General features: G+C 69.3%; 15 protein-coding genes. 8 read left to right on the top strand and 7 right to left on the bottom strand.

Annotated features, from left to right (window positions below; all coding sequences use genetic code 11):
- The first annotated feature begins 51 nt into the window (after positions 1–51).
- Positions 52–255, top strand: coding sequence for a hypothetical protein (locus QRN44_RS07460; RefSeq protein ID WP_124768057.1), 204 nt, complete (start codon positions 52–54; stop codon positions 253–255).
- A gap of 43 nt (positions 256–298) precedes the next feature.
- Here QRN44_RS07460 and QRN44_RS07455 read toward each other — a convergent pair whose 3' ends face one another.
- The 7 genes from QRN44_RS07455 to QRN44_RS07425 form a co-directional block, all read right to left on the bottom strand.
- Positions 299–1,279, bottom strand: a complete 981-nt coding sequence (locus QRN44_RS07455) for a cyclase family protein (protein WP_285038724.1) — start codon at positions 1,277–1,279, stop codon at positions 299–301.
- Positions 1,260–2,051, bottom strand: coding sequence for an IclR family transcriptional regulator (locus QRN44_RS07450; RefSeq protein ID WP_071261436.1), 792 nt, complete (start codon positions 2,049–2,051; stop codon positions 1,260–1,262). Before QRN44_RS07450 ends, QRN44_RS07455 begins: the two co-directional genes overlap by 20 nt.
- A 65-nt stretch (positions 2,052–2,116) precedes the next feature.
- Positions 2,117–3,235 carry an extracellular solute-binding protein gene (locus tag QRN44_RS07445; protein WP_083397327.1) on the bottom strand — a complete coding sequence of 373 codons (1,119 nt, stop codon included), beginning with the start codon at positions 3,233–3,235 and terminating at the stop codon, positions 2,117–2,119.
- An 89-nt stretch (positions 3,236–3,324) separates the two neighbouring features.
- Positions 3,325–4,461 (bottom strand): ABC transporter ATP-binding protein, encoded by a 1,137-nt coding sequence (locus QRN44_RS07440; RefSeq protein ID WP_285038723.1) that lies wholly within the window; start codon positions 4,459–4,461, stop codon positions 3,325–3,327.
- An 8-nt stretch (positions 4,462–4,469) separates the two neighbouring features.
- Positions 4,470–5,360, bottom strand: coding sequence for an ABC transporter permease (locus tag QRN44_RS07435; protein WP_285038722.1), 891 nt, complete (start codon positions 5,358–5,360; stop codon positions 4,470–4,472).
- Positions 5,357–6,235, bottom strand: a complete 879-nt coding sequence (locus tag QRN44_RS07430) for an ABC transporter permease (RefSeq protein WP_285038721.1) — start codon at positions 6,233–6,235, stop codon at positions 5,357–5,359. The genes QRN44_RS07435 and QRN44_RS07430 overlap by 4 nt, the downstream gene beginning before the upstream one ends.
- 4 nt (positions 6,236–6,239) lie before the next feature.
- On the bottom strand, positions 6,240–7,007 hold the full coding sequence (locus QRN44_RS07425) for an IclR family transcriptional regulator (RefSeq protein ID WP_175116729.1): 768 nt from the start codon (positions 7,005–7,007) through the stop codon (positions 6,240–6,242).
- A gap of 207 nt (positions 7,008–7,214) precedes the next feature.
- On the opposite strand from QRN44_RS07425, the gene QRN44_RS07420 reads away from it, so the two are divergent.
- From QRN44_RS07420 to QRN44_RS07390, 7 genes are all read left to right on the top strand, one after another.
- Positions 7,215–8,135, top strand: a complete 921-nt coding sequence (locus tag QRN44_RS07420) for a DUF6282 family protein (RefSeq protein ID WP_175116730.1) — start codon at positions 7,215–7,217, stop codon at positions 8,133–8,135.
- Entirely contained in the window at positions 8,135–9,067 is a 933-nt protein-coding gene (kce, locus tag QRN44_RS07415) for a 3,5-dioxohexanoate:acetyl-CoA acetone transferase (protein WP_285038720.1), read from the top strand. Before QRN44_RS07420 ends, kce begins: the two co-directional genes overlap by 1 nt.
- Positions 9,068–9,114: 47 nt before the next feature.
- The gene (locus tag QRN44_RS07410) at positions 9,115–10,032 is read left to right on the top strand and encodes a cupin domain-containing protein (RefSeq protein ID WP_285038719.1); all 918 of its coding nucleotides are present in this window, start codon (positions 9,115–9,117) and stop codon (positions 10,030–10,032) included.
- A 2-nt stretch (positions 10,033–10,034) separates the two neighbouring features.
- Positions 10,035–10,820: an HpcH/HpaI aldolase family protein gene (locus QRN44_RS07405; protein ID WP_285038718.1), complete on the top strand. Its 786-nt coding sequence runs from the start codon at positions 10,035–10,037 to the stop codon at positions 10,818–10,820.
- Between the two features lie 67 nt (positions 10,821–10,887).
- Positions 10,888–11,670, top strand: coding sequence for an SDR family NAD(P)-dependent oxidoreductase (locus QRN44_RS07400; RefSeq protein WP_285038717.1), 783 nt, complete (start codon positions 10,888–10,890; stop codon positions 11,668–11,670).
- A gap of 57 nt (positions 11,671–11,727) precedes the next feature.
- Complete coding sequence (locus tag QRN44_RS07395) at positions 11,728–12,960, top strand: iron-containing alcohol dehydrogenase (protein ID WP_285038716.1); 1,233 nt, start codon at positions 11,728–11,730, stop codon at positions 12,958–12,960.
- Positions 12,957–14,426: an NAD-dependent succinate-semialdehyde dehydrogenase gene (locus QRN44_RS07390; RefSeq protein WP_285038715.1), complete on the top strand. Its 1,470-nt coding sequence runs from the start codon at positions 12,957–12,959 to the stop codon at positions 14,424–14,426. Before QRN44_RS07395 ends, QRN44_RS07390 begins: the two co-directional genes overlap by 4 nt.
- Positions 14,427–14,533 lie beyond the last annotated feature (107 nt).

The raw sequence follows: 14,533 nt of genomic DNA, 5'->3' as shown, positions 1-14,533 counted from the left end.
CATTCCTCGATACGGTTGGAAGATATGTCAGCCACCGTCGAGATGGAACACATGAGTCAGGTAGAACGCGAACGCCCGCTCCTGCGCAAGGGGAGTGAGGCGAGTTTCGTCCGGTGGGCCTTCGACGGTCGCTCCTGGTGCGCCGACCTCGTGAGCGGACAGTACCGAGGCGCGACGAAGACCGGTTGGCTCTTGCAGACCGAGAACGAGCAGCGGGAACTCTCCAACCAGGAGTGGGCTCCCTGCATGGCGTGAGGGCCCGCGCCTGAGTGCTTGTGCACGGGCGTCACGCGTCCGTTCACTTCATCGCGATCGCGTTCGGCGGTGAACCCACCCCGCCCGGGATGTAGAGCGGCTTACAGGTGACGAAGCACTCGTAGACGCCGTCGGCCGCGCAGTCGGCCGCGAGGTCGTCCAGCCGCCAGAGCTCGCCGAGCGCCATGCCCAGCAGGGCGATGAGTGGTCGGTGGAGCATGCCGCTGTGGTCGACTCCGCGCTCGGGCGGCAGATCGTCCGGCGACCGGAAGTCGCTCTCCACGACCGGATCCGCCTCGACGGCGAGGTTGTCCGCGGCCACCAGGGCGATCTCGTGATCCCACAGCCAGCGCAGCACGGATGTCCGCTGCGCCAGCCCCGGCGACCGTCGCCACGGGGTGGCAAGGCGCTCCACCGGCGTCTTCGCGAGGTACTGCTCGGCCCACGCGGTCCGGAGGAGGAGCAGCTCCCCGCCGCGCCAGACCACGCCCTGATGCTCGGCGATGGCATCGAGGAGCGGCGCGTCGATCGCGATCGTCGACGACGGGTCGTAGGCCCGGCCGGTGGCCTCGAAGTATCGCGGGATGTCCAGCAGCACCCCGCGACCGGCGATGCCGGCGTCGGCCCAGTTGTGCACGCCGAGACGGGTCGACGTCGCATCGTTCGCCTCCGGACTCAGGCCGTTGTAGAAGCCGTGCTGCGGGTGGCCGATGTGCCGGAGTGCGTCGATCTGCGACGACGACTGGAGGTAGAAGGAGTCCAGGTAGTCGTCTCGGTGCCACTCGTTGTTCGAGAACACGCGGTGCTCGAGCGGGCGTCGGGTACCCGTCGGGTAGGGCTCGAACGCGGTGACCGGATGGTCGAGCCCGAACCGTCGACCGGTCCGGACGAGGCCGGCGGCCGCCGCGACGCGTTCCGGCGTCAGGAAGTTGACGGTTCCCAGCTCGTCGTCCGGTCCGAAGACGGACCAGCTGGATCCGGGCGGGGTCGCTCTGGTGAGCTCGTCATAGTTCGGAGTGGTCATCGGTGGATCCGTCCGGTCTGCCGCGGAGGTCGTCGCTCAACGCGGTCGTCGTGCGCAGGAGCGCGGTGATGATGGGGGAGCCGGCACTGAGGTCGGCGTCGGGGTCGGCACCGAGCAGTCCGACGGTCGCGGCGATGCCGTAGTCGTCGAACACCGGTGCTGCGGCGGTGAAGACGCCGCCGGACTGGGAGGCGATGCAGTAGCCGGAGCGACGCGCGGTGTAGACCGCCGCCTCCAGCTCGGCTCGCTGCGCCGAGGTCGACCCCTCGGTCATCCAGCCGAACGCGCGCTCGTCCGTCAGGTGCGCCAGGAACACCCTGGTCTGGGCGGCGGTCGCATCGAGCAGGGTGCCCGCCCGGACCGTCACGACGGCGGAGCGGGTGCGGTCCTCCTCGACGAGCGTGACGACCGGCCCGCGTGCTCCCCAGAGGCTGAGCACCGCCGTCATCCGGACGGCGGCACTCAGCTCGGCGAGGTGTGGTGGTGCGACCTCGGTGACCCGGCGGCGGCTCAGGGCGTGGATACCGAGCTGGAGCATGAGCCCGCCGAGGACGAAGGTACTGCGCCGCGGGCCGCGGTCGAGGATTCCGGCGGACACCATCGATGCGCAGTAACGGTACGCGGTGGTGCGGTTGAGTCCCAACCGCTCGGCCACCTCCGCCGCCGTCAGCTCGGTGGTGTGAGGGCCGAACAGGGAGCAGATCTGTCCGACCCGGTCCACCGCCTGGATGTCCGATCCGGATGCTTCGCCCGTTCCCTCGATGTTCGCCATGACTGAATCGTAGTTCAGCTGGAGAACATCCCCGGGTGGGCGGAGCCTCGGCGCGGGTCACAAGATCACCCCGCGAGCCAGGTGGTCAGCTTCGTCGTCGTGTCGTTGAAGTTGTCCGTGTACCAGTCGATGTCCTGGAGCACGGTCTCGCCGGTGTTGGTCGGACCGTACACCTCGACCTGCTCGGTGAACTCGTCCAGCTTCGGCTTCGCGGCCGTGTTGACGGGGGCGACCCCGAGCAGCTCCGAGATCTTCGCGACCTGCTCGGGCTCGACGACGCTCGAGATGAAGTCGACGGCGGCCTGCTTGTTCGGCGCACCCTTCGGGATGGCGAATGCGTTCAGCGAGGCGACGGTCACGTCCCACACGATCGTCATGTCGAACCCACTCTGGAGCAGCGGGACGAGCCTCGAGTCGGGCAGGAGGAACATGTCCACCTGGTTCGCCTCGACCGCCTGCTGCAGGGCACCCACGTTCGGCGCGAAGGTGGTGACGTCACGGATCTCGTCGAGCTTGTCGAGGGCGCGGTCCACGTCGAGCGGGTAGAGGTCGTCGGGCTTCACCCCGTCGGCGAGGAGCGGGTACTCGAGGATGCCGTTCTGCAGGTTCGTGACGATGCCACGCTGGCCCGGGAACTGCTCGGCGTCGAAGAAGTCCGCGACCGTCTTCGGGCCCTTGCCCTTGGGGAAGGCGTCGGTGCGGTAGGCGATCGGGGTGGCGTTGATCCAGTTGCCGAGGTAGCACTCGCCGACGGTGCCTTCGACGAGGTCGGTCTGATCGACGTCGCTGAGGTCGAGCTTCTCGAAGAGCGTGCCGCAGTTCTGCTGGGCCGCGTAGGGTGCCGTCGCCATGACGTCCCACTGGACGGAGCCGCTCTCGACCTGCGCCTTCACCTGGGCGACGTCGGGCGGGGAGGTGTTGACGAAGGTGACGTTCGGGTGCGCCTTCGTGTACGGCTCCTGCCAGGCCTCGATCTGCGCGTCCTGTCCGCCGCCGCCGTAACCGACGAAGGTGATCGTGGCGGCCGCGTCGTCGCCCGCTGACGATGAGCCGCTCGGGGCGGCGTCGCCGCCGCTCGCGCAGCCCGACAGCAGTGCGGTGATCGCGACGGCGCTCACGCCGATGACGAAGCGGGTGCGGGGCTTGGTGTTCCTGGTGGATCTGGAGGTGGAGCTGGGCGCCATTGTCGTCTCCTCTTGATGGGCGCTCCGACGGAGGTCGGGCGCAGGGTGGGTGTTCGGGTGTGCAGCTGGTGTGGGGCGTGGGTCGCGGCTCAGGCGGCGACGATGCGCTGCCGCTCCGGCTTCCACCAGGCGGTGACGGTGTCGCCGATCGCATGGGCGGAGTCGAGCGCATCGATCCGGGCGCGGCCGAGCTGACCTGATCGTCCGAGATCGAGCATCGCCGTACGGTAGGAACCCATGTACTCGAGGTCACGGACGACCGCTTGCACGGTGTTGCTCCCCGCGGGGACGGCGGCTGCGTCCTGGGTGATGCGCACGTCCTCCGGCCTCACGACGACCGCGCCGTGGACGCCGACGCCGGGGTGGTCGGCGACCGTCGTCGGATCGATGGACCAGGTGTTGCCCTCCCAGCCCGCCTGTGGGCCGAACGCCGATCCGCCGAGGTCGAAGACGTTCGAGTCGCCCAGGAAGGTCGCGGTGAAAAGGGTGTCCGGCTCACGGTAGAGCTGCTCCGGAGAGCCGACCTGCTCGATTCGACCGCTGTTGAACAGGGCGATGCGATCGGAGAGGTTCATCGCCTCCTCCTGGTCGTGCGTGACGAAGACGAAGGTGGAACCCACCTCGCGGTGGATGCGCCGGATCTCCATCTGCAGCGCGCCCCGGAGGTTGCGGTCGAGGGCGCCGAGGGGTTCGTCGAGCAGGAGCGCCGCCGGGTTGAAGACGATCGCTCGCGCGAGGGCGACACGTTGCTGCTGTCCGCCGGAGAGCTGCGACGGGTAGTTGCCGTCCCGCCCTGGGAGCTGGACGAGCTCGAGCACCTCGGCGACACGGCGGGTGATCTCCGCCTTCGGCAGCTTGCGCTCGCGCAGCGGGTAGCCGACGTTCTGGGCGACCGTCATGTGCGGGAAGAGCGCATAGTTCTGGAAGAGCATGCCGAGGTTGCGCTTGTGCGGCGGCAGGGAGCCGACGTCGGTCCCGTCCAGGTCGATGGTCCCGGCGGTCAGCGTCTCGAACCCCGCGATGAGGTTGAGCGTCGTGGTCTTCCCCGATCCGCTCGGGCCGAGCAGGGTCATGAACTCACCCGGCTGGATCGTGAGCGAGATGTCGTCCACCGCCGGGATGGCGAGACCGTAGTCCTTGGTGACGCCCGAGAGGCGGATCTGGGTGCCCTGCCGGGAGGCGGTCTCCTGGGCGGGTGCGGTGGTGTCTGATCGCGAGATGGTCACGACGGCTCCTAACGGTTCCTGGTACGGCTGCCGATGAGCATGGGCACCAGGAAGATGACGGTGACCGCGACGACGACGAGGCTCGACGACGCGGAGATGGTGGGGTCCAGCTCGAAGGTGACGCTGTTGTACATCTGCACAGGCAGCGTTTGGAAGGTGGGTGAGCGGAGGAACAGCGCGATGACGACCTCGTCGAAGGAGGTGACGAAGGCGAAGATCGCCCCGGTGAGGACGCCGCGGCTGATGAGCGGCATCGTCACGGTGATGAACGAACGTAAGGGTGAGGCGCCGAGTGATGCGGAGGCCCGGAGCAACTTCGGGTCGAACCCGCCGAGCGCCGTGGTGACGGAGACGAGGACGAACGGCACGCCGAGCGCCGCGTGGGCCAGGACGTAGCCGAGCAGGCTGCCCGTCAGGTGCCATTGGAGGAACGACACGTACACCGCGACGGCCACGACGATGGCGGGCGTGACCATCGAGATCATCAGCAGCGTGCGGAGGAAGCCGGCGAGCCGACCGGTCAGTCGGTTCAGGCCGACCGCCGCGGCCGTGCCGACGAGCGTCGCGATGGCGGCCGCCAGGATCGCCACGAGGAGGGAGTTGCCGAGCGAGGAGAGCCATTTCGGGTCGGTGAAGAAGTTCTCGTACCAGCGGAGGGAGAACTCCGTGGGCGGGAACTGGAACGCCGATGCGGCACTGAAGCTCAACGGGATCACGATGAGCGTCGGCAGGATGAAGTACAACGCCACGAGGGTCCCGATGACGATGAGCCACCACGGCACCGGGTCGATGCCACGGTCCTTGCGCCGTGCCCGGCGTGCTTCCGATGAAGCGGACGGTCCGCGTGCGGTGAGGACGCTGCGGGTGTCGAGGTCGTCGACGTCGCTCAGCGCGGTCATGACTGCTCCTTGCTTCGGGCGGTGCTGGTGACGCCGATGGCCGAGATGGTCCCGCCGAAGCGGTTGGCCCAGGCGACGAGGGTCAGGGTGACGACGAGGACGAGGACGCCGAGCGCCCCGGCGCCGGCGAAGTCGAGCAACTGCGTGGTCCGCTGGGCGAGCAACTGGGCGATGAGCGACTGCTGTGGGGAGCCGAGCAAGGCCGGCGTGACGTAGAAGCCGAGGCTCAAGGTGAAGACGAGGATGAGGCCGGACACGACGCCGCCGCGCGAGAGCGGCCAGTAGATCTTCCAGAACGCGACGAGCGGCGAGGATCCGAGGCCTCGGGCCGCGAGGAGCAGCTTGCGGTCGATGCCGCCGAGTGAGCTGTACAGCGGGAGGACCATGAACGGGAGGAGCACCTGGCTCATCGCGATCGTGACGCCGACGACGCTGCCCTGGAACGTGACGTCCCCCAGGCCGAAGACCTCGAAGGCGCTCTGCACCGGCCCACCACGCTGCAGCAGCACGATCCAGGCGTAGTTGCGCGCCATGACCGAGGTCCAGAACGGGATGAGCACGATCACGAGCAGGATCCCGCGCAGCCGCGGACCGACCCGCGTCATCAAGTACGCGTAGGGGTAGCCGAGCAGGAACGCGACGACGGTGACGATGGCCGCGGTCGACGCGGTCCGGCCGAGAACCGTGAGCGTCACCCCGTCGGTGAAGAGGGAGGCGTAGTGGTCGAGGGTGAGGTCGGGGGCGCCCAGACTGCGCACGAGGCTCTGCCCGAGCGGCACCAGTAGCACCGCGGCGAGCAGGCCGAGCGCGGGCACCAGCATGAGCCAGGCCGGGCGCGGGAGTCGCCTGGTGGAGGGAGGGGAGGTGGTCGTCATGTGGTCATCCGTTCAGCATGGCGCTCAGCTGCTCGGCAGCCTCGCGGAGCATGGTCACGCGCTCCTCGGATTCCGTGGAGGACGGGAGCATGGTCGTGGTGCCCAGGACGGCCATGGCTGCCTGGACGTCGTCGGCGCCGAACACGGGCGCGGCCACCGAGGCCAGCCCGACCCGGCCGAGGTCCGCCCAGGCGATGCGATCGCGTCGCGCGAGGGCGAGCTCGGCGTGCTCGCGCTGTGCTTCCGCCGGCGGCAGACCGGCGTGCAGGCGGGACACGACCGCAGGGTCGGACTGGAAGGCGAGGAGGACGCGCGACTGCGCGGCCTTGATCTCGAGCACCGTCCCGACCCGCACGGTCAGCACGATGGTGCCCTCGTTCGCCTCCTCGACGTGGCCGACGACGGCGCCGGAGCGGCCGAGGAAGCTCACGACCGCGGTGAGGCCCGTCCGATCGGAGAGCTGGCGGAGGAGCGAGGGGGCGAGGGTCATGATCTGCTGGCGCGTCGAGACGAGTCCGGAGAGTTGGTCGATGAGCGGGCCCGGGCCGTAGGAGGCGTTGAGGAACCCCGACGCCTGCATGGAGAGCAGGTATCGGTGCGCCGTCGTGCGGTTCAAGCCGAGTCGCTCGGAGACGAGCGTGGGCGAGAGGGTGCGAGTGTGCTGGTCGAACAGCGCGAGGACCATCGCCGCACGTTCGATCGACTGGATGGACCCGCGGTCGGCGTCGGGCAATGGGACCGGCTGGGTGATCCCCGCGATCGCGTCACTCATGTCACTCACCTCCTCGTCGAGGGTCGAAGCTGCTGGTGTCGATCAGTACAGCAGGTGTCTGTTCATAATGCAATCATCATTTTCGCATCATGAACAGAGCGTGTCGCTCGATCACCCTCTGGTTCCGCAACTTTCACTAGACACCGTGATCGTAGTGTGCATAATCTGAACTGAAAGTACGCAATCCGAACACAAGGAGGTTCTCGGATGCTCGCCACCGAAGACGCACCGATCCCGTCGCCCGCCCTGTTGAAGGTCCTGGACGGAGCCGTCGATCTGCACGTGCACTCCGGCCCCAGCCCGTTCCCTCGTCGGCTCAACCATGTGGAGGCGTCCTACGACGCGGCCCGCATCAACCTGCGGGCGATCCTCATCAAGTCGCATCACCACAACACCGTCATGGACCTGCTCGCCATGCAGGACCTCTTGAAGGACGCACCCACGCCGGCCTACGGCGGTGTCGCCCTGAACTCGGAGGTCGGCGGGGTCAACCCCTCCGCCGTCGCCGTCGCGATCCAGATGGGCGGTCGCGCCGTGTGGGGGCCGACGGTCTCCGCCGGCCAGCACATCCGAGCGCACAGTCACGACGACGGCTTCCCCACCGCGGGCTCGAACCTCGAGGAGCGGGAGGAGTCGATCTGGGCTGCGGACGGCAACGTCTCGGCCGAGACGGTCCGCGTCACCCAGCTCGTCGGCGAGGCCGGCATCATGCTCTCCGGCGGTCACCTCGACGCCGAGTCGATGAAGGCGCTGTTCGCGACGGCGAAGGACAACGGCGTCACCCGGCTCCTCCTGCACCACCCGGACTTCATCGTGAACGCCTCCGACACTGACGTGGAGGAGATGCTGGGCTACGGCGCCTTCGTCGAGCACGAGATGTCGATGTACCACCCGGACGTCCCCGCGCCCGGTTTCCCGATCAGCCGGCTGGTCGATTGGATCGAGAAGGTCGGTCCAGAGCGGACGGTGATCGACTCCGATCTCGGGCAGCTCACGAACCCTCTTCCGGTGGACGGGTACATCTACGTCATCCAGCAGTTGCTCGACCACGGGGTCGCCGAGCGCGACATCCGCCAGATGATCTGCCGGAACACGGCCTTCCTGCTGGGGCTCGAGGAGAGCAACTGATGCGCGCCGCCGAGCAGGTCATCATCAGTACAGCGGTCACAGGATCGGTCAACGTCCCCTCGCAGAGCGACCACCTGCCGCTCAGCGCCGACCAGGTCGTCGCGTCGGCACTCGAGGCGGTGGCGGCCGGCTCGGCGATCATCCACCTGCACGCCCGTCACCCCGACGGCCGCCCCGCGTGGGAGGCCGAGATCTACGAGGAGATCGTCCCACGCATCCTCGACGAGACCGACGTCGTCATCAACATCACGACCGGTGGTTCGTCGGCCATGACCATGGAACAGCGACTGGCCGGGGCGATGCGGTTCGCCCCGGAACTCGCCTCGCTCAACATGGGGTCGATGAACTTCGTCTACTCGGGGATCGCCGACAAGGTCACCGATTGGAAGCACGACTGGGAGCGCGAGTACGTGCTGAACACCTACTCGCAGCCCTTCATCAACTCCTTCGACCGCATCGAGCACACCCTGCGGGAGTTGGGCGACGGTCTCGGCACCCGCTTCGAGTACGAGTGCTACGACATCGGTCACCTGTACTCACTCGCCCACTTCGCCGATCGGGGGCTCGCGAAGGCGCCCTTCCTCATCCAGGGCGTCTTCGGCATCCTCGGCGGGATCGGGGCCGACCACGAGAACCTCACGCACATGGTCGCGATCGCGGACAAGCTCTTCGGCGACGACTACTCCTTCTCCGCCTTCGCGGCCGGCCGCGGCCAGATGCAGTTCGGGACGCACAGCGCATGGCTCGGCGGACACGTCCGCGTCGGCCTCGAGGACAGCCTTTGGATCGGCAAAGGCGAGCTCGCGACGAGTAACGCCCAACAGGTGCGGAAGATCCGCGCCGTCGTCGAAGACCTCGGCAAGACGATCGCGACGCCCGCCGACGCCCGCCGCATGCTCCACCTCAAAGGGCTCGGCCGCGTCACGCGTTGACCGCCGTCCTCCCGTTCCCAACGTCCTCTCTCACGCAAGGAAGACCCATGACGATGTATGCCAACGACGACATCCGCTCACGACTGGCCACGACGACACCCCCGTCCGCGTCGGCGGTCGATCCGGGCACTCCGGTGAAACCGTCGCAGTGGATCGCGTTCCATGACGTCGAATCCACGGAGACCAGTCCGGCCGGCGGTCGCACCTGGATCGCCAGAGCGGCCAACCTCGTGATCGCCTACTCCGACGCCCGCGCCGGGGACCGGCTCGCCCGCACCGGGCAGCCCGACGAGTACGCCGTCCTCCTGTACTCGGACAGCGCCGCGCTCCGGATCACGGCGGGAGCGACGGACGTCACGGTCGACGAGCAGGCGTTCGTCGTCGTCCCACCCGGCGACAGCGAGATCGAGGTCCTGGCCGACGGCCCGGTCATCCGCTTGTTCTCCACCCGCGCCGAGGACCTCCTGCAGCAGGCCTCGAACGCCGACGCGTACGCCGAACCCGACGAACGGGCCGCGCCACTCGTGCCGTGGCCCGACCCGGTCGGCGGCTTCGCGCTGCGGGTGTACCGCCTCGCCGACACCCCGATCGCCGAGGGCCGGTTCGGCCGCATCTTCCGGACGACGAACCTGATGGTCAACTTCCTCGCGGAGGAGCCCGCGCCGCGCGACGCCCACAAGCTCTCGCCGCACTTCCACGACGACTTCGAGCAGATCTCCTTCGGGGTGAAGGGCCGCTTCCGGCACCACATCCGCTACCCCTGGGGACCCGACTCGGCCACCTGGCGCGAGGACGAGCACGCCGAGATCGGTACGCCGTCGATCTGCATCATCCCGCCGCCCACCGTCCACACCACGCAGGGCGTCGGTGAGCACCAGCAGCTGCTCGACATCTTCGCTCCACCGAGGGTCGACTTCTCGGCCTCCGGCTGGGTGTTGAACGCCGACGACTACCCGGCCGCGTGACCATGACGACCAAGCGCTCGAGCCGGTTCCGCGCCGCGCTCGCCGACCCCTCCGGACCCGCCCTCGGCACCTGGGTGAAGCTCCCTGCGATGGAGAGCATGGAGCTCGTGGCGCTCGCCGGCTTCGACTTCGCCGTCATCGACCTCGAACATTCGCCGTTGAGCATCGAGACGGCCTCGCAGCACATCGCGGTGGCGTTGCTGGCCGGGGTCTCACCCATCGTCCGTATCCCGTCGCTCGACGGCGGGGTCGTCCAGCGGGTGCTCGACGCCGGTGCGGAGGGGATCATGCTCCCGCACGTGGACTCGGTCGAGCAAGCAGAGGCCGCCGCAGCCGCCGTCCGCTTCCCACCCCTCGGCACGAGGGGGGTCGGCAGTACGAGTCGGGCCGGTGCCTGGGGTGCGACCTCACGGGAGGAGTACCTGCGGTTCGGGCAGGAGGAGGTCGTCCTGATCGCCCAGATCGAGAGCGCCGCCGCCGCACGGGCCGCCGGCACGATCGCAGCCGTCGCCGGTGTCGACGCCCTCCTCATCGGCGCCGCCGACCTCTCCACGAGCGAGGGCCGCAGCGAGACGGACCCGGTCGTCGCCGCGCTCATCGCCGACGCCGTCCGCGACACCGTCGCGGCAGGGAAGCCCATCGGCAACGCAGGCGGTGCGTCGGCGGCAGCCGTCCGGGCCTCCGTCGACGCCGGCTACCGCTTCACGGTGATGAGCAACGATGCCAGTCTGCTCGGAGGCGCGGCGTCCGCGGCGGTGCGGGCGGGCCGAACGGTGCGGTACGCCTGATGACCGCCGCCCGCCCCGACACACCCACCGTGCACCGCTCCCAAGCCACCCGTTGGAAGGACCCTTCATGACCGCAGCACCCGTCACGACCCCGCAGCAGCCGCTCCTCGACGGCAAGGTCGTCCTCGTCATCGGTGCGAGCGCCGGGATCGGTGCCGACGCCGCGCGTGTCTTCGCGCGGCACGGTGCCTCCGTCATGCTCGTGGCGCGGACCGCAGGACCGCTCGCGGCGGTGACCGAGGACCTCATCACCGCCGGGTTCGACGCCGCGTCGACCACCGGTGACATCAGCGTCGGTGCCGACGTCGCGCGGATCGTCGACGCCACCGTGGAACGGTTCGGCAGGCTCGACGGCGCGTTCAACAACGCGGCGCTCACCCAGGCTGGTCGCCTGGACGAGGTGACCGAGGAGGACTTCGACCGCATCCTCGCCGTCAACGTGAAGGGCGTGTGGCTGTGCATGCGCGAGGAGCTCCGAGTCATGCGGGAGGCCGGAGTCGGCTCGATCGTCAACGTCAGCAGCATCGGCGGACTCCGCGGCAGCTCCGGCATGGGCGCCTACCAGGCCACGAAGCACGCCGTGATCGGCCTCACCCGCACGGCCGCACACGACAACGGGCCGCTCGGTATCCGCGTGAACGCCCTTGCGCCCGGACCGACCGAGACACCGATGCTCGACCAGACCCGCGCCGCCATCCCCGGCGGGGTGGAGGCGCGGATCGCCGCGACGCCACTCCGCAAGGCCGGGACGGGCGCCGAGGTCGGCGAAGCTGCCGCCTGGCTCCTCAGCGACCTCGCGAGTCACACGAGCGGCGTCGTCCTCCCCGTCGACGGCGGCTTCAGTGCCTGACACCGATCACCGCCCGCCCGCCCGACCCGCACCCATCGACCAGACAGGATCCCCCGCATGACCGAGACCGGAACCCTCCGGCTGCCGCCCCGCATCCACGTCGGCTTCGGCGTCCGCCACCAGCTCCCGGTCATCATCGGGGAGCACGGGAGGCGGGTGTTCGCCGTCGTGGACCCGTTCCTCGCCGGTTCACCCGACTTCGTCGCGATCGTCGACGCGCTACGAGCCGGCGGGTCCGAGGTCGTCGTGTACACCGACGTCCTTCCGGAACTCCCGGTCGACTCGCTCACCGAGGCCGGTGTCGTCGCCGCGGCCTTCGCTCCCGACGTCGTCCTGGCCTACGGCGGGGGCAGCGCGCTCGACGCAGCGAAACTCGTCGCCGTGCTCGTCGCACACGGCGGGGTGCTCGCCGACTACTACGGCGAGAACAACGTGCCCGGACCCATCCTCCCCATCGTGGCCGTACCGACGACCGCCGGGACGGGGTCCGAGGTGACGCCGGTCGCGGTGATCTCCGACCCGGACCGGGAGATGAAGATCGGTGTCTCCAGCCATCACCTCATCCCGGTCGCGGCGGTGGTCGACCCGGAGCTGACGATCGGGGCGCCGCCCTCGGTCACCGCGTACGCCGGCATCGACGCGCTCGTGCACGCCCTGGAATCGTTCACGGCAGCGGACCTGCCGCTCGACTGGGCGTCTCAGCTGCCCGTCTTCACCGGACAGAACCTCTTCGTCCGGCACCTGGCGCTCGAGGCGATCCGACGGATCGCGCCGAACCTGCCCCGGGCCGTCGCCGACGGGACGGACCGTGAGGCCCGAGCGGAGGTCGCTTACGGCAGCCTGCTCGCCGGCATGTGCTTCGGTCCGACCGGCACGCACCTCTCACACGCGGTGCAGTACCCGGTCGGTGCGATCACCAAGACGCCACACGGCCTCGGTACCGGGCTCATGATCCCCTACGTCCTCCAAGCGTGCGTGCCCCTCATGCCTGAGCGGCTCGCAGCCATCGGCGCCGCCCTCGGTGGGACCGAGTCGGACGTGCGGGCAGCCGCGCAGGACGCCGTGGACCGGGTCGCCGAGCTCTGTCGCAGCATCGGTATCCCGACGAGCCTCGCCGAGATCGGAGTCCGGGCCGACCAGCTGCCGCGCATCGCGGAGCTGACGCTGCAGTCGAAGCGACTCGTCGACATCTCACCGATCGGCTCCGACCCGGAGCTCATCGACACCATCCTCCAGGCCGCCCACGCCGGCGACCGATCAGCCCTCCGAGCAGACACGGACGCACGATGACCACCACCACACCAGCCACGACCCTCAGCACCACGCGGACGGAACCGATCGCGCAACTCTTCATCGACGGCGCCTGGCGGCCCGGTTCCGACGGAGGGACCTTCCCCGTCGTCGACCCCGCCGACGGCAGCACGATCGCCGACTTCGCCATCGCGACCCGCGAGGACTGCCTCGCCGCCGTCGAATCCGCCGCGCGCGCCCAGACCTCCTGGGCAGCGACGTCTCCGCGGGAGCGTAGTGAACTGCTCAGAGCGGCCTACGAGCTCCTCACCGAGGAGGTCGAGACGCTCGCCGAGATCATGATCCGGGAGAACGGGAAGTCCTACCGCGACGCCATCGGTGAGGCGAACTACGCCAAGGAGTTCTTCCGGTGGTTCGCCGAGGAGGCCGTGCGCATCCCCGGCGACTACCGACTCTCCCCGAGTGGCGACAAGCGGATCGTCGTCGACCGGCAGCCGATCGGCGTCTCCCTCCTCATCACCCCGTGGAACTTCCCCGCCGCCATGGCGACGCGCAAGCTCGCGCCCGCGCTCGCCGCCGGGTGCACGGTCATCCTCAAACCTGCGCGGGAGACGCCGCTGGCCGCCGCGTTCGTCGTCGACGTCCTTCGCCGGGTCGGCTTCCCGTCCGGCGTCGTGAGTCTCGTCACGCCCGTGCCGACCGGCCCGATCGTCGCGGAGATGCTCGCGCACCCGGCCGTGCGGAAGCTGTCCTTCACGGGATCGACGGAGGTGGGGCGGGAGCTCCTTCACGCCTGCGCCGACACCGTCGTGAGCGCATCGATGGAGCTCGGCGGCAACGCGCCGGTCGTCATCCTGCCGGGGGCGGACCTGGAGCTCACCGTCCGCGAGTCGCTGCTCGCCAAGATGCGGAACGGTGGGTCCGCCTGCACGGCGGCGAACCGGTTCTACGTCCACACGAGTGTCCATGACGCCTTCGTCGCTCGGATGGCCGAGGCGCTGGCGGAGGTCCGGGTCGGACCTGGACTCGACCACGACAACGACCTCGGCGCGCTCGTCTCGGTCCACGAACGGGACAAGGTGGCCGGGCTCGTCGATGGGGCGGTGCGCGATGGTGCCACCGTGATCCAGGGCGGCCGCAGCTCGGAGGACGGGGCGTTCTACGACGCGACGCTCGTGACCGGTGTCCGCCACGGATCGGAGATCACGACCACCGAGATCTTCGGACCGGTCACCGCCGTGGTGCGGTACGACGACATCGACGAGGCGGTCCGCATGGCGAACGACACCGTGTTCGGGCTCATGGCCTACGTGTTCGGCGAGGAGCGGGAGGCGGTCGCGGTCGCGCGCCGCCTCGAGGCGGGCATGGTGGCGATCAACCGCGGCGTCGTGAGCGACCCGGCGGCCCCGTTCGGCGGCGTCAAGCAGAGCGGACTGGGACGCGAGGGGTCGAGCGAGGGCATCCTCGAATTCCTGGAGGAGCAGTACATCGCACTGACGGCGTAGCGGGGGCAGGCTGGCGGCGTCGGGAGCGATACGGCATCGTGGGAGGCCGGACCTGCTCTCGACAGCCGCGTCCACTTCCACCTCTGCCACGCACCGAGGAGCTCACG

The organism is Plantibacter sp. lyk4-40-MEA-4 (genome assembly GCF_030209415.1).
Classification (GTDB): Bacteria; Actinomycetota; Actinomycetes; order Actinomycetales; family Microbacteriaceae; genus Plantibacter; species Plantibacter flavus_A.
This window is presented reverse-complemented; position numbering and strand designations above follow the sequence as displayed.

What these genes read in the sequence shown, in the direction of transcription:
- QRN44_RS07460 (WP_124768057.1), top strand. Translation starts at nt 52, where the DNA reads ATGAGTCAGGTAGAACGCGAACGCCCGCTCCTGCGCAAGGGGAGTGAG.
- QRN44_RS07455 (WP_285038724.1), bottom strand. Translation starts at nt 1,279, where the DNA reads ATGACCACTCCGAACTATGACGAGCTCACCAGAGCGACCCCGCCCGGA.
- QRN44_RS07450 (WP_071261436.1), bottom strand. Translation starts at nt 2,051, where the DNA reads ATGGCGAACATCGAGGGAACGGGCGAAGCATCCGGATCGGACATCCAG.
- QRN44_RS07445 (WP_083397327.1), bottom strand. Translation starts at nt 3,235, where the DNA reads ATGGCGCCCAGCTCCACCTCCAGATCCACCAGGAACACCAAGCCCCGC.
- QRN44_RS07435 (WP_285038722.1), bottom strand. Translation starts at nt 5,360, where the DNA reads ATGACCGCGCTGAGCGACGTCGACGACCTCGACACCCGCAGCGTCCTC.
- QRN44_RS07430 (WP_285038721.1), bottom strand. Translation starts at nt 6,235, where the DNA reads ATGACGACCACCTCCCCTCCCTCCACCAGGCGACTCCCGCGCCCGGCC.
- QRN44_RS07425 (WP_175116729.1), bottom strand. Translation starts at nt 7,007, where the DNA reads ATGAGTGACGCGATCGCGGGGATCACCCAGCCGGTCCCATTGCCCGAC.
- QRN44_RS07420 (WP_175116730.1), top strand. Translation starts at nt 7,215, where the DNA reads ATGCTCGCCACCGAAGACGCACCGATCCCGTCGCCCGCCCTGTTGAAG.
- kce (WP_285038720.1), top strand. Translation starts at nt 8,135, where the DNA reads ATGCGCGCCGCCGAGCAGGTCATCATCAGTACAGCGGTCACAGGATCG.
- QRN44_RS07410 (WP_285038719.1), top strand. Translation starts at nt 9,115, where the DNA reads ATGACGATGTATGCCAACGACGACATCCGCTCACGACTGGCCACGACG.
- QRN44_RS07405 (WP_285038718.1), top strand. Translation starts at nt 10,035, where the DNA reads ATGACGACCAAGCGCTCGAGCCGGTTCCGCGCCGCGCTCGCCGACCCC.
- QRN44_RS07400 (WP_285038717.1), top strand. Translation starts at nt 10,888, where the DNA reads ATGACCGCAGCACCCGTCACGACCCCGCAGCAGCCGCTCCTCGACGGC.
- QRN44_RS07395 (WP_285038716.1), top strand. Translation starts at nt 11,728, where the DNA reads ATGACCGAGACCGGAACCCTCCGGCTGCCGCCCCGCATCCACGTCGGC.
- QRN44_RS07390 (WP_285038715.1), top strand. Translation starts at nt 12,957, where the DNA reads ATGACCACCACCACACCAGCCACGACCCTCAGCACCACGCGGACGGAA.